Origin of the sequence: Chitinophaga pinensis, assembly GCF_007896845.1 — a bacterium.
Classification (GTDB): domain Bacteria; phylum Bacteroidota; class Bacteroidia; order Chitinophagales; family Chitinophagaceae; genus Chitinophaga; species Chitinophaga pinensis_C.
Window position 1 is genome coordinate 75,285 of sequence record NZ_VOHS01000018.1, and the last position, 22,378, is coordinate 97,662.

The window sequence follows — 22,378 nt, forward strand, 5'->3', positions numbered from 1 at the left end:
ACCCAGATACCCTATGTCAGATCAACCAACATCTTTCCGGCGGTCCTTCGGACTGCTGGACGCTACGATGATTGTAGCCGGCTCTATGATCGGTTCAGGTATTTTCCTGGTAAGCGCCGATATTACCCGCAATGTAGGCTCCGCCGGCTGGCTGGTGCTGATATGGATGATTACCGGTCTCCTGACGCTGACAGCAGCGCTGAGCTATGGAGAGTTAAGCGCCATGTTTCCGCATGCAGGCGGACAGTACGTTTACCTGAAAGAAGCGTTTAACCGGCTGACGGGCTTTCTGTTTGGCTGGAGTTTCTTTACAGTGATACAGGCTGGTTCTATTGCAGCAGTGGGCGTGGCCTTTGCGAAGTTTTCTGCGTATATCTTTCCGGTATTGAGTGAGAAAAATATTGTGGCAGATCTGGGCTTTATTACCATATCTGCCGCACAACTCACTTCTATTCTGCTGATCGTCCTGCTGACTTTCATTAACACCCTTGGGGTAAAGGAAGGGAAGCTGATACAGACCGGTTTCACACTGGCGAAGATTGCTGCCTTACTGGCCCTGATCTTATTCGGTTGTTTTGCGGCTGATAAGACGATATGGGATGCCAACTGGCAGACCGGGTTCTCATTGCAACAAATGACTGCACAGGGAGGAATAACGCATTTAAGCGCATACGCCGGTGCGGGATTTGCCGCTTTGGGGGCCATTGCCGGTAGTATGGTAGGGAGCCTGTTCAGCAGTGATTCCTGGAACAATGTTACTTTCATTGCAGGTGAGATCAAGCGGCCGGAGCGTAATATCGGGAGAAGTCTTTTCCTCGGTACATTGATCGTGACGGTCATTTACGTCGCCACCAATCTGGTTTATCTGGGAGTGTTATCCCTCCGGGAAATTGCATTCGCAGAAAACGAAAGGGTAGGCGTAGCCGCAGCCGTAAAGATCTTTGGCGCCAGGGGAACCTATATTATTGCCGGTCTGCTGATGGTCTCCACTTTCGGCTGTAACAACGGACTGATACTATCTGGTGCGAGGGTCTGTTATACGATGGCGAAGGATGGCGTATTCTTTAAACAACTGGCAACATTGAATAAGAACGCTGTGCCGGGTAAAGCATTGTGGATCCAGTGTATCTGGGCCTCTTTGTTATGCCTGAGCGGCAGGTATGGTCAGTTGCTGGATTATGTCATCTTTGTCGTACTGATCTTCTATATCCTCACCATTGCGGGTATCTTCCGGCTGCGCCGGACAAGACCTGATCTTCCAAGGCCATATAAGGCCTTTGGTTACCCTGTATTACCCTTGTTGTATATTGTGTCGGCCAGTGTCATTTGCGTGGCGCTATTGGTCTATAAACCACTTTATACATGGCCCGGACTATGTATCGTCCTGCTGGGTATACCGGTGTATTATCTGGTATGGAAAAAGGAGCAGTAGTTACTGCTGACCGGAAAACGGTTCCACCGACATTGCTGTTACGCCGTGCAGGTGTACGTCGTTGGTTTCTTCGAATACTTTTCCGTCTTCATAGGCGACCGCGACAAATACGGAGAGTTTTTGTCTGGCGGGCCCTTTGAAGGTACCTTTCACCGGACTGCAATCATTGAAATGCCTTCCGACAGATAATTTCACATGTTTATTAGTTACCCAGATATTGTTGGTCGGGTCAATACCTGCCCATCCGTATCCGGGTATCCATGCTTCCACCCATGCGTGCGTAGCGCCTTCTCCGCGCATACCGTCCTTATTCGGACAGATATATCCGCTGATATAACGGCAGGGGATACCACAGGAGCGGAGTATGTGAAGCATGAGGTGTGCAAAATCCTGACAGACGCCTGCACGGTGTTGCAGGATCTCATCAACAGTTGTTTCTATATTGGTAATACCCTTCAGGTATTTGAAGTTTTTAAAGATGTATTCGCTGCAATGTTCTGTTACAGCGGCGACACTTTTCTCCGGCTGGCGGATCACCGTGATGATATTGTCAATAGCGCTCTGGTTGCTGATCATATCCGGACGGGCCAGTTCGAGCAGCAGGAGGCTATCTGTCATTTCCTGTTCCAGTTGTGTAAAGCCGGAGTGGAAATTGATCTGTAACTGCGAAGAGGCGGTGGTACGTACCAGCAGTTTACTTTCAATGCTCAGCACTTTATGTGGTGGCAGCAGATTGAAGTTACCCACCTTATTACCAAAATAATCAGTGAACGTATGGATTTCCGGTTGACCGGTAATGAGCAGTTCATGCTGTAGTATTTCCTGATCGGGACACTGAAATGGAAATACCCTGATTTCATTGACGCTTTCTTTGACCGGTCTGTCGTACTCGTATCTGGTAATATGATGTATTCTGAAAATGGCCATATGCTGGTTTATGCGTAGGAGAAAAATTTTTGCGTCAGGAGGTTGGCGAAATACAGGAGATCATGACGTAAAGTCTCCAGAAATGGTTGCAGGCTCCTGTTGGTCAGATCGTCAATTTCCATGTGTTTCACTTTGCTGTGCAGGCGCCCGAAATTACGGATCAGTGCTGCATTCTCTTCAGAAATATGACCTTTGGTCACATCCTGTAAGTGACGGTCAATTCTGCCCAGCGAATATATAACGGAATGCGCAAAATCTTCATTAAATAATACCTGATGCAATACGTCGTGGGTATACTGATAAGAGCGGTATGTTTTTAAGTGCAGCTCGTAACCGGACAGGGACATCAGGAGATGCCGCCATTGCATGATATCCTTGGTATCGTCTACACGGTAGTGGTTCAGGGCGTATTGTTTGTCGGTCAGCACGATGGTTTCTGTACAACGTTCTATGTATTTCCCGAGATTCATAAAACCCCAGCCGGTGCCTCTTGCCATAGTGATATCCGTAATACCGGTATAAAGCACAGAATGACGGGTGAAGAGGTCAAGTACATCGGCGGCTTCATAATTGGTGAGCCGGCTGTCCAGCGAAGGCTGATTGATCAGGTGATAAAATGAATTTACTTCTTCCCAGACCTCTTTGGTGATATAATCCTGTATACCGCGGGCATTTTCTCTGGCTTTGCCGATGATGGCTTTCAGGGAATTACTGTTGGCCGGATCTGTCAATAGTTTCTTCAGGGCAGCGCCGCTGTTGTGTGAGATATTGTTGATCTCTTCTGCGTTGGTGTTGGTAAAGGTTTCCAATACCGGTCGCCATGTCAGGGGACCATTGACGTCTTTGTCCAGCGAAAGGAGATTATGCGTAGCCGTAACGCGTAGTAAGCTTTCAGCCCGCTCCATATAACGGGCGAGCCAGAACAGTGAATCAGCAATCCTGCTTAGCATGTATATGAGTTCGTTTTAAAGGTCAATCTATAATCCAGGTATCCTTACTGCCTCCGCCCTGGGAGGAATTAACGATCAGGGAGTCTTTTCGCAGGGCAACCCGTGTGAGTCCGCCGGGGACGATCTGTACGCCCTGCGGACCGCAAAGTGCATAAGGGCGCAGGTCTACATGTCTGGCCTGAAAGGTGCCATCTATGAAACAGGGTACAGTGGAGAGTCTGATAATCGGCTGAGCGATAAAGCTGCGGGGATCTGCTTCGATGGCAGCTTTGGCTTTCAGCCATTCTTCCGGAGAGACTTTATTACCCATGACCATCCCATAGCCGCCGGATTGATTGGTACGTTTGATCACCATATTGGTATAGTTTTCAAACACATAATGTCTGGCGTCAGGATTACTCATTTCGTAAGTAGGCACATTGGGCAGAATAGGCTCTTCGTTGAGGTAATACCGGATCATGGCGGGTACGTAGGCATATACCGCCTTGTCATCGGCCACACCGTTACCGATGGCATTGACGATGGCGACATTCCCCATCCGATAGGCACTCATCAAGCCGGGTATACCCAGTGCGCTATCCGGCCGGAACATGAGCGGATCCAGAAACTCATCGTCTATTCTGCGGTAGATGACGTGGACTTGATCCAGACCATCAGTGGTCTTCATGTACACTTTATGGTTGTTAACCAGCAGGTCCCGGCCTTCTACGAGGGTAATACCCATTTGTCTGGCCAGAAAGGTATGTTCGTAATAGGCGGAGTTATAAATGCCGGGTGTCAGTAATACTACCCGCGGATTGGATAATTGTCCGGGGCCCATCTGCTGCAGTATTTCATGCAACATGAGGGGGTAATTACTGACCCTTCTCACATGACTGGCAGCCAGTAGTTCGGGGAAGATCCTTTTGGTGACTTCCCTGTTTTCCAGCATATAACTGACCCCGGAGGGGGTACGCAGATTATCTTCCAGTACATAAAAGTGACCATCTTCCCCCCGTATCAGGTCAATACCGGAGATATGGACATAAATATCATGCGGCACCCTGATCCCGAATACTTCCCGGGTATAATGCGGACAGGAGGCGATCAGTGAGGCAGGTACTATTTTGTCTTTCAGGATCTGCTGTTCATTGTAGATATCCTTGAGGAAGAGGTTAAGGGCTTTGAGGCGTTGTTTGATGCCGGCTTCGATATGTTGCCATTCTTTTCCGGTGATGATACGGGGAATGATATCAAAGGGGAAAATGCGCTCAATACCGGCATCTTCGCTGTACACGGTAAAGGTGATGCCCTGATTCATGAAAAGCTCGCCGGCCAGTCTGTCTTTCCGTTGCAGATCGTTGATACTGAACTGCCGGAGGGTGGCAATGACCTTATTGTATTGCTCCCGTATCTGCTGGCGGTCGCACATTTCATCCCAGGTGCCGGTGCCCTGATCATAGTGTTCCAGTAAAGTTGGCAGACTCATTCCAGTGGATTTAATGGGTTAGTAAGTATATGGGTGACAGCTACAATTTAATCTTTTAGAGGGATAAATGCCAGTGTTCGCTGCAAAAAAGTGTAGAAATAAGGGATTGGATCCAATAAAATATATCTTTTATGGATAAAATATTCGTATTGATTTTATTTTAATGTATTTAATCCTGCGTACAGTAATCCCACTTATACCCGGTAGCGTAGATCGTTTTCAGGTAGTTGCCTGCTCCACCTTCCTGAAGTTTTTTCTTAAGGTTTTTGATATGGGCATAGATGACGTTATGGTCATCCCGCAAACCGGCAATATCGCCGGAGAGCTGTTCGGCCAGTTCCTGTTTGGACAGCACTTTGTTTTTGTTACCGATAAAGTAGATCAGGAGGTCAAATTCCTTGCGCGTAAGCGGCACAGGTACTTCATGAATGTAGACGGTTTTTGCCAGCAGGTCAACCGTTAAAGCGCCCTGTCTGATAATATTGGAGTTGTTGTATTTTCTTCTTCTGATCACTGAGAAGATCCGGGCACCCAATTCAGGTAAATAAAACGGTTTAGTAAGGTAATCGTCTGCTCCGTTTTGTAAAGCGTAGATTTTATCTTCGTACGATTGTCTCGCGGAGATAATAATAACGCCTTCCTGTTTGTCTCTCTTCTTGATTTCCTCCAGCAGCTTGCTTCCATCACCATCGGGCAGGTCCAGGTCCAGTAAAATGCAATCATAGTCATATACCGCGATCTTCGACTGTGCTCTTTTGTAAGTATTGGCATACTCACATATATAGTTTTCGGCTGATAAATAGGAGATCATCACCTGCGATAAAGACAACTCGCCATCAATGATCAGTATTTTCATACCACAATATTATCTCTGAATTCTAAATCAATTTTGAATTTGAAGGCCCTTTATGGACAAATAATGCCTGATCCACCTTTGCATAGCTTTATGATAAAACATTATGTGATGCTGTATTGTTCTGTGGTGAAGGATTTGCTGGAATCTGTTTTAATTCTGAACGTGTTTTTTCTGTCGCCGGACTATCCAAAATCATAGTGCTGTTTTTTTCCGGATACGTCTCGGCAGAGCGGTGCATACATTTTTTCTTTGCAGAAAATTCTATCACCGCGTGAAACATATATACCTGATTCTGATCTTAGCTTTATTTAATCTCGCCGCATTTGCACAAAACGGCAACATTAAAGGAAAAATCACTTCTGCTGATGGCCATCCGGCCGCATTCGTCACCGTCGGACTGAAAGACACCAAAAAAGGAGCTGTTACCAGTGAAGAGGGTGAGTTTATACTGAAGAACATCCGACAAGGTGAACATGTACTGGTCATCTCCTGTACAGGTATGAAAACAGTACACAAACCGGTAAGCGTTACCGCCGACCAGACCACCGATATGTCCCTTTCATTAGAAGCGACTTCCGCCCAGCTGAATGAAATCGTCGTAGAAGGCAGCAGAACACGTACGATCAACAAACGTCCTGTCAGTGTAAGTAAATTGCCGGTAGCTGCTATCGATCTGCCACAGGGTGTTGCTGTTATTGGTCATGAGGTACTGGAAGATCAGCAGGTACAGCGTATGAGTGATGTCGTGAAAAGTGTAAACGGTGTGTATATGGCTTCCAGCAGGGCAGGTACTCAGGAGTCTTTTAATGCAAGAGGATATGGTTTCTCCAGCTCCAATATGTTTAAGAACGGTGCACGTGTGAATTCCGGTGTGATGCCTGAAATGAGTTCACTGGAAAGAGTAGAGATCCTGAAGGGGAGTGCAGCTATCCTGTATGGCAACGTTGCGCCGGGTGCTGTCATGAATATGGTGACCAAACAGCCTAAGTTTAACTTTGGCGGTGAACTGAACATTCGTGCGGGTAGCTATGGCCTGTTTAAACCCGCGTTTGATGTATATGGTCCGCTATCTTCTAAAATAGCTTACCGTGTTAATGGTACTTTTGAAACTACTGACAGCTATCGCGATAAAGTACATTCCAAACGTTATTATGTTAATCCGTCTTTGCTCTTCAAATTAAGCGAACGTACAGAACTGGTTGTTCAGGGTGATTACCTGAAACATGATTTTACACCTGATTTCGGTATCGGTTCTCTGGATAATACAAAGATTGCAGATGTGCCGCGTAACAACTTCTATGGTACACCATGGCAATATGCGCATACACAGCAATCTTCTGCAGGCGCCTCTGTCAAACATCAACTGAACGATAACTGGACCCTCAATGGTATGTTCACTTATCAGCGTTATAGCAGAGACTATTATGCAATAGAAAGAATACAGGCAGATGCGACCGGTAAATGGGCACGTCCGCTGAACAGAGCATATAACTCCGAAGATTATTACATCGCGCAGGTAGACCTGACGGTTAAATTCAAAACCGGTAGTCTGCAACATAATGTACTCGCAGGTATCGATGGTGACCGCTATTACACGAAAGCATTTTCTTATAATCAGCCTGCCACTTACGATACTATCAATATACTGCACCCTGATCTGTATACCCCACGTACAGATATCCCGAGGCTTCCAGAATCAAGAGCGTCACGACTCCGATCAATCGTCTGGGTGTATATGTACAGGACCTGATCAGGATCAACAGTAAACTGAATTTCCTCGCAGGTGTACGTTTCTCTTATCTGCAGAATGAAGCACCCACCACACTTGATCTCAAAACCAACGCGTCTACACAGACGAAGGCAAAATATGATCATGCGTTCTCGCCTCGTTTCGGACTGGTATACAAACCAATCTCGAGTACAGCAGTATTTGTCAGCTATGCTAACTCCTTTACGCCTAATAACGGTTTAGATGTTGACAGCAATGCCCTGAAGCCATCTGTGATTGACCAGTATGAGCTGGGTATCAAAAACGATTTCCTGAAAGGTAAACTGTCAGTAAACGTAACGGCTTACCAGATCAGAAATAATAACTATGCGCAGACATCTCCATTCCAGAAAGATGGTGTGACGCCTAATAATAACGCAAACCTGAAAGCGCTGATCGGTAAAACCCTCAGCCGTGGTGTAGAAGTAGATATCGCAGGTCACCCTATGGCTGGTCTGGATGTAATCGCAGGTTACAGCTATAACAACATCACTATTGAAAGCACCAGCGGTGTAGCAGGTGGTGCAGTAGAAGGAGAACGGCTGGTGGGTAATCCAAATCATACGGCAAATGCCAGTGTGTTTTACACGTTGCAGCAATCTGCACTGAAAGGACTGAAATTTGGTGTGGGTTACTATTATATCGGACAACGGTTTGCGGGTTGGAATAATACCATCAATCAGTCACAAAAATATAACCGCCTGATCTCTGTGCCCGGATTCTCCACACTGGATCTGAGTGCCGGTTATTCTTTCAGACGTTTTGGCGTGATGGCGAAAGTATCCAACATCACCAATACTTATAACTACTACGTACACGAGAATTACAGTATTAATCCGATACCGCCAACCCAATTTGTTGGTACAGTATCTTATAAATTCTAGTTGTTGCTACTCCCAAAGTAAGGATGACAGCCGGCGCATTGCAGCGCCGGCTGTTTCTGTTAAAATCCTGTCCATATGCGTTAATATCTGTCATGACCCCCGTATGCTTTTCCGTTAATTTTATTTCCGTCATAGTCACCTGTAGAAAAGCCCTGAGTCGTCTGTAGCCCGATCCCACTTTAATCGTTAACCGCTGTATTAAAAACACAATTCATGAAAACACATGTACTGTTATTCTTATGCCTGTTATTGACAGGCCGTATTGCTGCACAAAAAACTGTTTTTATTCCGTCAGAATTTTCGTCTGCTCCGTTAAACACCTGGTCTTACAGTAAGTCATATCAGTCTGCCAATTTTGTGGTATTCTGGGAAATATAGTGGGTACCAGTCCTGCAACCTATTCAGACCCTAATCTGCGCTTTAACCCGCAGTCCGTCTGTGATACTCTGGAGAAGATCTATACAAAATTTGTCACTGAACTGGCCTTCTGTTCTGACGCCGCCACAAAGAACCTCGGTAAATACAAAATCATCATTGTCATGAATGACACATGGGGTTCCGGTGGTCCTTCCGGCTGGGCTTTTGGCGGCACATATGGCAATACGATCGGCGCTATGTGGGTACATCCGAATGCTACCCGTGATGGTGCAGTGATCAGTCATGAGCTGACGCATGCTCTGCAGGGGATGATCTCTATACAGGAGAATACCGTAGGTGGAGGTTATGTAGGCTGGGAACCGGCCGGCTTCTTCTGGGAAGCGCACGCCAACTATATGCGTACGCAGATGTATCCGCGTTTTGCAGGAGATGACCTGCCCCGCTGGATGGGTACCCAAAGCTTTCACCTGAGCTCTACCCGTCATCACTATGGTACTTTCAAATGGTTGTATACCATACAGGATGCGGAAGGCATTAATATGGTCAACAGATTATGGAAAGAGTCACTCGCCAATGAGCATCCCCTTATTACTTACCGCCGCCTGAAAAGCTGGAACCAATCCCAGCTGAATGACTTTCTATTCAACTATGCAAAGAAAGAGGTGACCTACGACTATACCAGTAATAACTTCGGCAGTATCATGCGTGCCGCCAGAGAAGCTTTGAAAACGTCTGAACCGCACTATGTATGGCGGCTGTATACGATGTTGACGCAGATCAGTGCATCAACAGGCCGCTATGTAGTACCTGATGCATTTGCGCCGCAAGACTATGGTTATAATATCATTCCGCTGTATCCTACCTGTAGTTCCCGGACCGTAACGGTGAAATTCAAAGGACATACAGAGGTCAACAGTACAGCCGGATGGCGCTATGGTTTTGTGGCGACAAATGCCAATGGTACAGTGTCCCGTTATGGCGCACTGAATAGCGCGAATGAGAGTCAGATCAGTTTTCAGCTGAATAGTAATGAAACGGGATTATATCTGGTTGTTATGGGAGCGCCGACTACGCACACTTCTTATGTGTGGGAACCGGGATGGCCGAAAATAAAAAGATATCCTTACGAACTCCGTATTGCGAATGCGCTTCCCGAAGGATATCAAAGTGATTACCGGGCTGCTTATAAAACAAATGGACATACTCATAGCAACGGTGGTGGCTGGGTATCCAATACGGCGACTGTCGCCGCAACTGCCTACGTAGGACCGAAAGCTATTGTAAGGGGTTCTTCCAACGTATCTGGTAATGCACGGATAGAAGGTACAGCATGGGTGGAAAATGCCACTGTGCAGAATAATGTAGTGATCACCGGCAATGCGAATGTATGGGGTGGCACTTACACCGGTTCTGCGAATATTAGTGAGAATGCTATCCTGAATAACTGTACGGTATCAGGTACTGCTATTGTAAAAGGCAATGCGATGGAATGGGGCGTTAGCTTCGGTTCAGGTGTCACTGTAGGAGGAGATGCTGAAATAGGCAGTTGCAGCACAGCGGGCGTTTATTTACAGGTGCCGCATACCAACAATGGCCGTACTGAATGTGATGGACGACCCGTCTCACACACTTCCAATACAGATGTAAATGCTGCTTATACACAATTACAGATGCACAGATGGCCTTCTCCGGTAGTGTGGCCTGTACTGCTTTAGCTGCTGCGCATACAGCTGTTGGTGCATTGAAAGATGTGGTTGTATATCCTAATCCTGTCCGCGGACAGCTGAACATCAGCATGCGTAATTTTGATACTGATGAAGATGTGCTGATATCATTATATAACAGTGCAGGTATTGTGGTGGTGAATAGGAGAATAAAAGCCACCCCTAATTTTACGCTGGACGCTGTAGCTGAGAAACTGCAGCCGGGCGTGTATATTTTGAAGGTGAGTGGAAAGAAAGAATTTGTACGGAAGATAGTAATCAGCAGATAAATGACAATCAGGAATCAGGAGTTGTGGCTTTATCAGCAGCCTGACTCCTGATTCTTAATGCTTAATTTTTAGTTCGTTTTCCCCAGCAGCCTTTCCATCTCTATCTTCGCAGCTTCAAAATCATATACAGCTTCCAGATAAGCTGATCTGGCGCTTGTCAATGACAGTTCTGCGTCTACCAGTTCAAGCCTTGTGGCTGCTCCTCTTTCATAGCGGTATTTAGTCAGGCGATAACTGCTTTCAGCTGTACTGGTCACCGTTGCTTGTGTTTGTATACGCTGATAGGTTTCATTCAGATTGGCAACGATCTGTTTTACCTGACCATGTAGTTTGTCGCTTGCATCAGTGTATTGAATATTCGCCTGTTGTTGTGCTATCTGCGCTCTTTTGATACGCTCATTGTGCCTGCCACCTGCGTAGATCGGCAGTGTGATTTTGGCCCCCACGAAGGAAGTAGAAGGGTAGTAGGCATCATAGTATCTGAAACTACCGGCCTGTGTTTGCAACAGGTATTGCCCTACACCTGTGATGACAGGTAATTTGGCATTCTTTGCCGTACTGACTTCTTTTCCGCGAATGTCCCGTTGCAGAGAGAGTAATTGTAATTCCGGTCTTTCCTGTAATGATTGCGCAAGTAAAGAAGATTCATCAGGGAGTATATTATTTCCCGGCGCCTCTAAGGTATCTGCAAGACTGATCTGTGCTGCCGGATCATCTCCCATCAGGATATTCAGCTGTTCTTTACTGACGTCGATCGCATAGCTGATCCGCAGCAGATCTGGTTCAAGGTTCTTCCACGAGGTATATGCCCTGAGGGTGTCTACTAATAATGCCTTACCCTGTATATACAGTGATCTCGCATCTGCCAGTGCGCGTTTGTTTCGTTCTATACTTTCCTGTTGCAATTGTTCCTTCTTTCCAGTACGAGTATGCGCAGATAAACCTGTTTGACCGCAGCTGTGATATCCGCCTCTTTCATGCGGTGTTGCAGCCGGCTTTGTGTTTCTTCCAGTTTATTCTTTTCTATAGTAGATCTGTTCACCGGACTGTAAATAGGTATGCTCACATCGAGTGAGGCATTCGCCTGATCTTTACCACCAAAGCGGCCATAACCGATCTTGTCAGCGGGTGTTGTACCTGCGTCGCCGAATCCAAAGAAAAGAGGTTGCTGAAAGTAGTGATTCACAGCAGACGAGAAACTCACTTCAGGTCTGAGATAAGTTCTGGAAATGATCGTCTGCGATTGCGCACGGTCAATTTCTAGTGCATCGGCCTTCAGACTGTTATTGTTCCTGCGCGCTTTACTGATAACGCTGTCCAGACTGATAGCCTGCGCCATCAGGTGGCTACTGCCTGCACCCAGTATATGGAGTGCAAGCAGGCCTGTAAATATATAAGCTTTTAAATGATGATACTGTTTCATGATCTGTTTGTTTTAAATCCTCATACCGCTGCGATGCTTTCATTTGTTGTCTTCGCATGAGCAGCTGGTTTTTTATGGGCGGAGAAGTAGGAGTAGACCGCAGGGATGACATAGAGCGTCAATATACCTGCGAATACCAATCCGCCTACTACGACAATGCCCAATGACTTACGACTGCCGGAAGAAGCGCCCAGTGAGAGTGCAATAGGCAGTGTGCCTAAAATCATAGCTAGGGTGGTCATGAGGATAGGTCTGAACCGGGATACGGCACTGGCACTGGCTGCCTCCAGTGGAGAGGCGCCTTCCTGTTTGGCATGGTTAGCAAACTCCACGATCAGGATACCATTTTTAGTGATCAGACCAATGAGCATAATGATACCGATCTGACTGAAGATGTTGACCGTCTGTGCGGTGAACCAGAGGCTCAGCAATGCTCCTGCCAGTGCCATAGGAACAGTCAGCAGGATGATGAAAGGATCCCGCAGACTCTCAAACTGTGCGGCCAGTACAAGATAGATGAGTACTATAGCAAAGAGGAATGCATACATCAGACTTGAACTGCCTTCTGCGTAGTCGCGGCTTTGTCCGGCGAGACTGGTACGGAAATCTTTTGGCAATACCTTTTTCGTGATCTGATCCATTTCTTTGAGTGCTTCTCCCAGACTCACACCCGGTGCCGGTGTTGCAGAAATGGTCGCACTGTATGCCTGATCATACCGATAGATAGCAGATGGGCTGATCGCGTCTTTCAGTTGTACGAGATTGTCTAACGATACCATTTCGCCCGTTGGTGTTTTGATATTCAGGGAACGTAGATCAGCAGGTGCGGAACGGTCCTTACGATCCAGTTGTCCGATCACTTCATACTGTCTGTCGTTGTAGATGAAATAGCCATACCTTCTCCCGCTTAGTGCCAGTTGCAGTGTACGACCTATTTCTTCTGTAGAAATACCGAGTTGCGCTGCTCTGTCACGGTCGATGCTGATCCCTACTTCCGGCCGGTTAATCTTAAAATCAGGGTCAGAGAATACCAGTTTTTTGCTTTTATACTTCGGCCATGAGCTTCGGCATGAGGTCTGTCAGTTCTTTTAATCCGGGTGCCTGTACCACGTATTGTACTGGTTGTGTATTGTCGCCTGTACTGATGGTAGGGAACTGGATCGGTATGAACAACACTTACGGAATCTGCCGGAGGCAGCTACCAGTTTATCATAGACCTGTGCCTGTGTCAGTTTACTCTTTCTGTGTGCTGGTTTCTCAAGGAATATCCAATGGAAGCCACTGTTAACCGGTTGTTCCAGATCGCCAAGTGCACCGGCGGTAACGGCATAGGTAATATCATCCTTATGATCAGGAATAGAATCTTTGATATACTGACCTATTTCTTTCATGGTTGCCTCCATACTTTCGAAAGAAGTACCTTCCGGCGCAATGACCGCGATACCTATACTGGAACGGTCTTCCAGTGGCGCCAGCTCAGATGGTAGTTTGGGCAGTAACCAGAACGTAAGTCCGAATGATGCTGCCAGCAATATAAATGCGACCCAACGTACCCGCAGGAAAGCTTTTAATGACCTTTCGTAGGCATTGTTGAAGGCGATAAAATAAGGTTCTGTTTTACGGTATAACCAGTTATGCCCCGTATGCGCTTTCAACAGATAGGCGCTCATCATCGGAGATAATGTCAACGCTACAAATGCGGAGACCATTACTGAGCCGGATACCACTACGGCGAATTCACGGAACAGTTGTCCGGTTACCCCACCGAGAAAAAGAATAGGCAGGAACACAGTGGCCAATGTGATAGTGGTAGATATCACGGCAAAGAAGATCTCATCAGAGCCTTTGATCGCCGCTTCTTTTGGCGTCATGCCCGCTTCCACTTTACTGTAGATATTTTCCAGTACCACGATGGCATCATCTACTACCAGACCGATCGCCAGTACAAGGCCGAGAAGTGTCAGCACATTGATGGAGTAGTTGGCCACATACATGATGAAGAATGCAGAGATAATAGATACCGGAATGGCCACCAACGGAATAATGGTACTACGCCAGTCACGGAGAAAGATGAAGATGATCAGGGACACCAGCATAAAAGCCAGAAAAAGTGATTCCTCCACTTCTGCCAGAGAGTTGCGTACCGGTTCGGTAAAGTCTTTACCAAGTGTGATTTCGTAGTCTTTTGGCGCTGTCTTTTAATCTCTTCGAAACGTTTGTTGAACTCATCCACGATAGCCAGCGAGTTAGCACCCCGTTGCGGACTCACATTCGTTCCCACGCAAATTGGCAGTAGGACCTCTGAAGGTAATCATAGAAGTACGCTCGTTTTTGGATGACATGACTGCTGTTCCTATATCTTTGAAACGGATCATTGCACCGTTTTTCTGACTGATGATCATGTTATTGAAATCATCTTCTGTGACGAGTCTGCCTTTTGTACGCAGAGAGACTTCTGCATTTTGTCCTTCGATCCTGCCGCTGGGCAGTTCTACATTCTCACGCTGTAAGGCTTGTTGTATATCAGATGGTGTCAGACCATAAGCGCTCATTTTAACCGGATCCATGCGCAGCCGCATAGATCTTTTACGACCTACGTAGACATTGACTAATCTTACCCCGGGAATAGATTGCAGCCTTTCTTTGATATTGGTGTTGACGAAGTCAGTGATGTCTTCGAGGCTTTTTGTTTTACTTTGTACGATCAGGAATACAAGTGCTTCCGAAGGACCTGATTTCTCCACAACAGGCGGTTCTATGTCGGTCGGTAGCTGCATTCTCGACTTGGATACCTTATCGCGTACATCGCTGGCAGCGGCTTCCAGATCTGTATTCAGGTTGAATTCGACAGAAATGACACTGACCTGTTCACGGGAAACGGATTTGATGGTGCGGATACCATTTGCTTCTGCAATGGCTTCTTCCAGAGGTTTGGTAACCTGTGACGCGATCACATCGGCGCTGGCGCCGGGGTAGACTGTTGTGATGGTGACTACCGGTGAATCTACTACCGGATATTCTCTGGTACCCAGAAAGAAATATCCGACGATACCCAGCAGCAGAATCAATACTGACATGACGGCGGCGAGTACCGGACGGGTGATACTTATTTTAGATAAAGATGCCATGATGGAGAATTATTTGATGGAAGTAAATTGAACAGCAGCACCTACTGACAGGCGAAGCATATTACTGATGACAACCGTATCGCCGGTATTGAGTCCTTCTGTGATATGTACGGTATTGGCATTACGTTCGCCCGTTTTGACAGTTTTGATATCCGCCAGCCCATTTTTTATCACGAAGACATTGTAGCCGGCTGCTGAAGGCATTAATGCCTGATTAGGTACCATAACAGCGTCTTTGACATTATGCAGACTAACAGCCCTCTGGCGCTCTGACCGGCAGCAGGTCGCCGTCCGTATTGCCGGTGATAGCTCTTAGCATCAGGGTGCGGGTATCATTGTTCAGCTTTGCTTCCTGTGCGATGATGTTACCGTTGTATTCTTTGCTGTTAGATTCCACCTTGAAGTGAATAGGATCGCCGGTTTTGAAATTGGCGGCATATTTTTCAGGGATGTAGAAGTCTACTTTTATCCTGCTGTTGTCTTCCAGTGTGGTGAGTGTTTGTCCGGGTGTGACGAGAGCGCCGGGATGTATATTCACCAACCCTATTTTACCGGCAAATGGAGCCGTTATACGTGTCTTTTCGATATTTACCCTGATCTGTCTGATCTGTGCCTGTAATACGCGCAGAGTGGTCAATGCCTGATCATAGTCCTGTTGTATAGCGGCCTGATTCGCGATCAGATCTGCCAGTCTGCGTTCGTTAATGATAGCGAGTTTTTCCTGTTGCAAATATTGATCAAGTTGTGCCTGTAAGTCAGCATCATCAAGTTTAAACAGGAGTGTACCGGCGGCTACCTGTTTACCTTCTGCGGCATACACTGTGCTTACTTTTTTACTCAGTTCACTCATGATATTGACTTCCTGCACAGCAGCAAGTGTACCTGAGATCTCCATATTTTCGGAGAGCTCTTCCGGTTTGAGTATAATCGCATCAACGGGAATACCGGGAGTGGCTGTTGTTGTATGATCCTGCTTTTTGTCAGAAGCAGCTGTTGTACAGGCAGACAGCGTTATTACGATGCCTGCGAATAATAGTTGTGTTTGTTGTCTGATAAGATCGTTGCTCATCGTATTGTATTTTATGTTTTATGGTGATGTACGGGCATGACAAAGTCACTCCGGCATATGGATGCCGGTCATTCCTTTGCTATTTGTTGTTATGGCTGCTTAGCTACGGTAAGACTTTGGTGTTACCTGTACATTCTTTTAAAGAAATTGATGAAGTGTGGTAGTTCTTCAAAACCAAGACTCCACGAGATCTCGGAGATATTCCAGTCTGTATACTTCAGTAAGGAGCGGGCTTCCTGTAGTATACGTTGTGATATCAGCTGTGAGGTGGTTTTGCCGGTCGTCTCCTTCAATGCTCTGTTCAGTGAATTGACATGCACGGAGAGTTGTCCGGCGAAATCAGTTGGAGAACGGAATTTCACTCTTTGCATCGGTGAGGAGATCGGGAACTGTCTTTCAAGCAGTTCCATAAAAAGAGACGAGATGCGTGCGAATGCATTACTGCTGGTAAATAAGGTAGTAGCCGGTTCCATTTTCATGGCCTCGTGTATGAGTTCGAATACGAGGTTTCTGATGACGTCATATTTATACGTATACTCAGAACCAATCTCGTCAAACATACGGTTGAACAGTTCCGTGATACGTTGTTTTTGTGTGTCAGAGAGAAAGTAAATCGGATGGCCGCCGGGTTGGAATACCGGATATTCGTTGAACTTTGCAGCTCCGAACTGATGAAAGAAAGACTCCGTGAATATACACACATAGCCGGATAGCGCATCATCCAACGGTTCCCAGTGATAGGGAATGTTGGGATTGCCAAAGATCAGTGCGTTGTCTTCTATCTGGATGGTCTTGTCTGCATATTCATATTTATGCCGTCCGTTAATCAGGCTTACCTTGAAGTATTCCTTTCTGACGTAGGATCCGCATTTGGTACTATTGTGTACAAAATCACTCAGCCGGAATACATTGAAATGACCCAGTTCGTTCTTCAGATTTTCCGGCATCCAGTTAAGTTTGGCGCGGTAGAAATCCTCAACGGTATATATTTGGTCCATGATGTAGAAATTGAATGATGATGGTGCAAAATTATATCCTTTGAGAAGGAGGATGGCTACCATATTCAATCCATTTGCTGCAAAAATCAAACATAGCATGTTTGTGTCTGTTCTCCGTATTATACCGTTATTACACCTGCATTACGACGCTATTCCTTCGTTTATGAACGGACAAATAATGACGTAATATCGATGTAGTAAGGGTTTAATGCTGGAAAAAGGTAAAAAGTACAGAACAGACGGGCATTTGCACGGAGAAAATTACCGTCCGACGGAACGCCGGGTAAGCCATTTCTCAAATACTGCTACCAGATTGCTTTCTACAAAAGGTTTGGTCACAAAATCGTCCATGCCGGCTGCTATACATTTATCACGTTCTCCTTTCACATTACCGGCTGTCAGTGCGATAATAGGGATGTGTACATGGGGACTGAGTTCTCTGATCCGGCCGGTAGCTTCATAACCATTCACGATCGGCATCTGGATATCCATAAAGATCATATCAGGAAGATGCTGTTCGCAGCTTTCCACGGCTTCCCGGCCGTTCTTTACTTCTACAATCTGGGACGCCGGAGCGATTTTACGGATAATAGTGCTGGCCAGCAGCATATTGATGGGATTATCTTCAGCAATGAGTATTCTGATATTGCCCTTGATTTTTCTGGATTCTTTATTCACCTGTAGTGTATTCTCAGCGTCTTCTTTAATGAACAAATGGGACAGGGCATGAAACATCTCCTGTATCTTGATGGGTTTGAGCAGCCGTTGATTGACATGCAGTTCTTCGCAAGCTTTGATCAGCTTTTCGTCATCGGCGGAACTATGCAGCAGGATGATAGCAGGGTCTTTATCGAGATCGCTGAAATTTTCTCTGATTTTGCGGATAGTTTCGATGCCGTCCATGACCGGCATATGGTAATCCATCAGGATGACGTCATAATGCTGACTGGTCATCAGGAATTGCAGGGCCTCAATGCCATTGGCCGCTTCATCATAACGGATGTTTTTTAGCTGCAACATGGTTTTAAGGATCGTGCGGTTGTTGATATTATCATCCACGATCAGTACATCCCTGACCAGATCCATGTTACCCCATTCGATTGGTTCGCCGTCTTCCGTTCTGACATTCAGGTCAAAGAAGAAGGTACTGCCTTTCCCCGTTGCACTTTCCAGCTGTAATTTACTCCCCATCAGGGCCAGCAGCTTATTGGAAATGCTTAAACCGAGGCCGGTACCACCGTATCTTTTAGTTGTTGAGATGTCTTCCTGCAGGAAGGCTTCGAAGATCTTTTCCTGCTTATTTTTACGGATGCCGATACCGGTGTCTCTTACTTCAAAACGGATGGTGGTCATACCTAGAGAGGGGTAGGCGATCGGTTTTATTTCCAGTTCAATTTCTCCTTTTTCGGTGAATTTAACCGCGTTGCTTAACAGGTTCAGTAAGATCTGTTTTAATCTGACGATATCTGCCCACATAAATCGGGGGAGTTCAGGGAGACATTTAACAACATTTCCAGCCCTTTCTGCTGGGCCTGAAAACTTAATATGTCGCTGGCCTGACTACTGAATTCATAGATATCGCATTTGCTGATATCCAGCTCTATTTTACCGGCTTCTATCTTGGAGAAGTCCAGTATGTCATTAATGATACTCAGCAGGGAATTGGCAGATTGATTGACGATGGCCACGTATTGTTGTTGTGTCTCATTTAATGCGGTTTTGAGTACAAGGTCGGTGAATCCGATTACCCCATTGAGCGGTGTACGTATTTCATGGCTCATATTGGCGAGGAATTCGGACTTGGCTTTACTGGCGTATTCCGCCTGTATTTTGGCTTCTTTCAGGTCGCGTTCTGCCTTTTTTCTTTCAGTGATATCCACCGCAATACCCAGATAACCGGTAATGACGGCATTGTCTTTTATGGGTGTTACCACCATTGATATGATGATCTGCGAACCATCTTTACGGATATAGGTCCATTCCCTTCGTTCGGAGCCTTCCAGTTCGGGGACGTAAGTAAATACCCCGAAACCTTCGATATGCTGTCCGGATATAGCGGATAATTCAATGCCCCGGTTAATGATCTCCTCTTCGGCATGCAGAATGGTCCAGGATTCCTTTCCGGTGACTTCGCCGGCATGGTAGCCAAGTAAGCGTTCTGCACCTTTGTTAAAGAGGGTGATAATGCCTTCGTGGTCCGTCGCGATGATGCTGACTTCAGAGGCAGATTCTAATACATCTTCCAGTAGTTGACGGGATTGCTGAATGGCGAGGTCCGCTTTTTTCTTTTCGTCGATATCCTGAAAGGTACCGTATAGTCTTTTACACACGCCATCTTCAAACTCCGCATGTCCGATGGATCTGATCCATAACTTTCTGCCGCGCCAGGTGGTAATTTGTAGTTCTATCTGCCATGGTGTACCGCTGATGGTCGCCTGTTGTACAACGGCGTCCAGTTCTGTGCGGTTGCCATCGGTATAAAAAGACATGGCATTTTCGGGAGTGAGGAGGAAGTCTGCGGGGACTTCATGTATCTCACAGGTGACGGTTGACCAGTATAAACGCTGGTTGCTGAGATCAAATTCCCATCCACCGATCCGGGCCACCTGATTGGTACGTTCCAGCAGTTCTTTGGTACGTTTAAGATCTGTTTCCAGTTCGTGTCTTTCCGTGATATCAGCGGCATTGCCAATGACATAGGCGCTGCCTTTGCCGTCATTGATCAGTACATTGTTAAACAGCCAGATACGGATGTAACCTTTTTTATGTTGGGTATGCATCAGTCCTGTCACTTTCCCTTTGAGCCGGATATTGCTGAGATATTGGTCAAGATCAGCATGATATTGCTGCGGGATCAGCTGATAAAGATTCATCTGCAGTAGTTCCTCAATGCTGTATCCGACGCTATCGGCACTGGCTTTATTAACGTAAGTGATATTACCCTCCAGATCATGTCTGCACATCATGCCAAGGGAGTTTTCAAAGAAGGTCCGGGCATTGGTCTCACTTTCAATCAGCGCCTGTTCTTTGCGTGTTTCGCTGGTGATATCCTTACCCATGGCAAAGATATTTCCGGTATGCGGTTCGGGAGTGGCTACCCATTGTATGAGGCGGTAGTCACCGTCGCTGGTCCTGACGCGATGGGAGAATGAAATGGTTGATTGACCTTCTCCCATTTTAGACAGTTCTGCTGCTGTGCTGGCGGTATCATCAGGATGTACAAGGTCCAGTGCTGACATTGTCTGCAGGTCGGCTTCCGGCCAACCGAGCACTGTGGTAAAAGCCTTATTAAATTGCCATAACCTGCCGGAGAAATCAGTGATACATACCAGTCCTTCGGAAAGATCGAATAGTCTGGTGAAATAATGCATCTCTTCTTTTCGCCGGTTGGTTTGGATCGTATCTGAAATCTTTTCTGCAATGATGGATAACGCGGTCTGCTCGTTAGCAGAAAGACTGGCGGGTTCGGTATGCATGACGATGAATGCGCCCAGCAGAAAACCCTGTTTGTCCTTTAGCGGAAAACCTGCGAACGCGCGTATATGGGGTGCAGCCACTACGGCTTTGTTATCGCGTGTGAGGGGATCATTTAAAGTATCTGTTACTTCGGTGAACAAGCCTTTATGCACGATCTGCTGCATAAAGCCCCAGTCAGGCGCTGTTTCCTGTACACCGGGTACAGCGGTAGCGGATATAATCAGTTGTTGGTCATTTCCGGCAATACAGATTGCGGAAAAGGGAAAATGACAGATAAGGGGCGCCAGTATGCTAAACTGATCGAGGGACGGCTGCGGTATGAGCTGCAGTAACCCGTACTCCTGAAGCGCTCTTAACCTTTCCATCTCACTTTTGGGGGCAGCATTCTCATTCATATGGACATGGAACTATAGATGCAATATAGTCAGATAATCAATACATACTGATTTTCAATAAAAAAGACAGGGACTGGCAGGAGAAACTTATCTGGTGCGGTCTCACTTATTTATGTTAATTTCTGCACACCATTGGTGAAAACCTGTAATATCCTATTCAGACCCAACCGGTATTTTTGAAAAAAGGGTAATCAACCAAATCTTGTTAAACAGAACCAAAAGGACTCGTGAAGAAAACATTTTTTTGTATCGATGCGCATACCTGTGGTAATCCCGTCAGGTTAGTAGCCGGAGGAGGACCTGCGCTCCACGGAAATAATATGAGTGAAAAGCGGAATCATTTTCTGAAAGAATATGACTGGATCAGAACGGGCCTGATGTTCGAACCCAGAGGGCATGACATGATGAGCGGCAGCATACTGTATCCGCCGCATGATCCGGCGAATGATGTGGGCGTGCTGTTTATCGAGACAAGTGGTTGTCTGCCGATGTGTGGACATGGCACTATCGGTACAATTACGATTGCCATTGAAGAGGGCCTGATCCAGCCGAAGACACCCGGACTGGTACGCATGGAAGCACCGGCAGGGCTGGTACTGATTGAGTACAGACAGGAAGGAAAGAAAGTGAAAAGCGTTAAGCTGACGAATGTGGCTTCTTATCTGGCAGCAACGGACCTTGTGGTAGAATGTCCGGATCTGGGGCCACTGAAAGTAGATGTTTCTTATGGAGGTAATTACTATGCGATCGTAGACGTACAGGAGAACTTCCCCGGACTGGAGCATTATACGGCTTCTCAGCTGATCGGATGGGCCAGAGAGCTGCGGAAGCGCATTAACGAAAAATACACCTTCGTACACCCGGACAATCCTCATATAAATGGCTGTTCACACGTATTATGGACCGGTGCGGTAATGGACCCTTCGTCTACTGCCCGTAATGCGGTTTTTTATGGTGATAAGGCGATAGACCGTTCTCCCTGTGGTACCGGTACTTCCGCCCGCATGGCGCAATGGTATGCAAAGGGAAAACTGAAAAAAGGCGACAAGTTCATTCATGAGAGTATCATTGGTTCCCGCTTTATAGGAACAATAGAAGAAGAGACCACGGTAGCCGGTGTACCGGCGATAAGACCGGGTATAGAAGGATGGGCCAGAATTTACGGATATAATACCATTACAATAGACCCGGAAGATGATCCGTATGCATATGGATTACAGGTGATTTAAACT

17 protein-coding genes and 2 pseudogenes are annotated in these 22,378 nt (G+C 46.4%); 6 read left to right on the forward strand and 13 right to left on the reverse strand.

The window, feature by feature from the left end:
* The first annotated feature begins 13 nt into the window (after positions 1–13).
* A complete protein-coding gene (locus FEF09_RS18010; RefSeq protein ID WP_146306404.1) occupies positions 14–1,432 on the forward strand; it encodes an APC family permease in 1,419 nt (472 codons plus the stop codon).
* Here the strand turns inward: FEF09_RS18010 and FEF09_RS18015 are convergent, their stop codons facing one another.
* The 4 genes from FEF09_RS18015 to FEF09_RS18030 all read right to left on the reverse strand — a co-directional run bounded on the left by FEF09_RS18015 (position 1,433) and on the right by FEF09_RS18030 (position 5,633).
* Complete coding sequence (locus tag FEF09_RS18015; RefSeq protein WP_146306405.1) at positions 1,433–2,359, reverse strand: transglutaminase domain-containing protein; 927 nt, start codon at positions 2,357–2,359, stop codon at positions 1,433–1,435.
* A gap of 8 nt (positions 2,360–2,367) precedes the next feature.
* Positions 2,368–3,309, reverse strand: coding sequence for an alpha-E domain-containing protein (locus FEF09_RS18020; protein WP_146306406.1), 942 nt, complete (start codon positions 3,307–3,309; stop codon positions 2,368–2,370).
* A gap of 22 nt (positions 3,310–3,331) precedes the next feature.
* Entirely contained in the window at positions 3,332–4,777 is a 1,446-nt protein-coding gene (locus FEF09_RS18025; protein WP_146306407.1) for a circularly permuted type 2 ATP-grasp protein, read from the reverse strand.
* Between the two features lie 169 nt (positions 4,778–4,946).
* A complete protein-coding gene (locus FEF09_RS18030) occupies positions 4,947–5,633 on the reverse strand; it encodes a response regulator transcription factor (RefSeq protein WP_146306408.1) in 687 nt (228 codons plus the stop codon).
* Positions 5,634–5,904: 271 nt separating this feature from the next.
* Between FEF09_RS18030 and FEF09_RS33215 the strand changes: the two genes are divergently transcribed.
* The 4 genes and pseudogenes from FEF09_RS33215 (at position 5,905) to FEF09_RS18045 (ending at position 10,656) form a co-directional block, all read left to right on the forward strand.
* Complete coding sequence (locus FEF09_RS33215; RefSeq protein ID WP_261387576.1) at positions 5,905–7,383, forward strand: TonB-dependent receptor; 1,479 nt, start codon at positions 5,905–5,907, stop codon at positions 7,381–7,383.
* A 5-nt stretch (positions 7,384–7,388) separates the two neighbouring features.
* A complete protein-coding gene (locus FEF09_RS33220) occupies positions 7,389–8,285 on the forward strand; it encodes a TonB-dependent receptor domain-containing protein (protein ID WP_261387589.1) in 897 nt (298 codons plus the stop codon).
* A 213-nt stretch (positions 8,286–8,498) separates the two neighbouring features.
* Positions 8,499–10,378, forward strand: a pseudogene (locus FEF09_RS18040) (DUF6055 domain-containing protein).
* Complete coding sequence (locus FEF09_RS18045; RefSeq protein ID WP_146306410.1) at positions 10,342–10,656, forward strand: T9SS type A sorting domain-containing protein; 315 nt, start codon at positions 10,342–10,344, stop codon at positions 10,654–10,656. The pseudogene FEF09_RS18040 and the gene FEF09_RS18045 overlap by 37 nt, the downstream one beginning before the upstream one ends.
* A 68-nt stretch (positions 10,657–10,724) precedes the next feature.
* Here FEF09_RS18045 and FEF09_RS18050 read toward each other — a convergent pair whose 3' ends face one another.
* The 9 genes and pseudogenes from FEF09_RS18050 to FEF09_RS18080 form a co-directional block, all read right to left on the reverse strand.
* Complete coding sequence (locus FEF09_RS18050; RefSeq protein WP_146306411.1) at positions 10,725–11,561, reverse strand: TolC family protein; 837 nt, start codon at positions 11,559–11,561, stop codon at positions 10,725–10,727.
* Positions 11,543–12,079, reverse strand: coding sequence for a TolC family protein (locus FEF09_RS18055; RefSeq protein WP_146306412.1), 537 nt, complete (start codon positions 12,077–12,079; stop codon positions 11,543–11,545). Before FEF09_RS18055 ends, FEF09_RS18050 begins: the two co-directional genes overlap by 19 nt.
* Positions 12,080–12,099: 20 nt before the next feature.
* Positions 12,100–13,113, reverse strand: coding sequence for an efflux RND transporter permease subunit (locus FEF09_RS31580; protein ID WP_222597030.1), 1,014 nt, complete (start codon positions 13,111–13,113; stop codon positions 12,100–12,102).
* Between the two features lie 54 nt (positions 13,114–13,167).
* A pseudogene (locus FEF09_RS33225) lies at positions 13,168–15,207 on the reverse strand (efflux RND transporter permease subunit).
* 9 nt (positions 15,208–15,216) lie between these two features.
* Complete coding sequence (locus FEF09_RS18065) at positions 15,217–15,432, reverse strand: hypothetical protein (protein ID WP_146306413.1); 216 nt, start codon at positions 15,430–15,432, stop codon at positions 15,217–15,219.
* Positions 15,433–15,457: 25 nt separating this feature from the next.
* Positions 15,458–16,276 carry an efflux RND transporter periplasmic adaptor subunit gene (locus tag FEF09_RS18070; RefSeq protein WP_146306414.1) on the reverse strand — a complete coding sequence of 273 codons (819 nt, stop codon included), beginning with the start codon at positions 16,274–16,276 and terminating at the stop codon, positions 15,458–15,460.
* A gap of 122 nt (positions 16,277–16,398) precedes the next feature.
* The gene (locus FEF09_RS18075; protein ID WP_222597017.1) at positions 16,399–17,274 is read right to left on the reverse strand and encodes a helix-turn-helix domain-containing protein; all 876 of its coding nucleotides are present in this window, start codon (positions 17,272–17,274) and stop codon (positions 16,399–16,401) included.
* A gap of 261 nt (positions 17,275–17,535) precedes the next feature.
* Positions 17,536–18,750, reverse strand: a complete 1,215-nt coding sequence (locus FEF09_RS31595) for a response regulator (protein WP_222597018.1) — start codon at positions 18,748–18,750, stop codon at positions 17,536–17,538.
* The gene (locus FEF09_RS18080) at positions 18,726–21,146 is read right to left on the reverse strand and encodes a PAS domain S-box protein (RefSeq protein ID WP_222597019.1); all 2,421 of its coding nucleotides are present in this window, start codon (positions 21,144–21,146) and stop codon (positions 18,726–18,728) included. The genes FEF09_RS31595 and FEF09_RS18080 overlap by 25 nt, the downstream gene beginning before the upstream one ends.
* Before the next feature lie 227 nt (positions 21,147–21,373).
* Here FEF09_RS18080 and FEF09_RS18085 point away from each other — a divergent pair, with 227 nt between their 5' ends.
* A complete protein-coding gene (locus FEF09_RS18085; RefSeq protein WP_146306415.1) occupies positions 21,374–22,375 on the forward strand; it encodes a 4-hydroxyproline epimerase in 1,002 nt (333 codons plus the stop codon).
* Positions 22,376–22,378 lie beyond the last annotated feature (3 nt).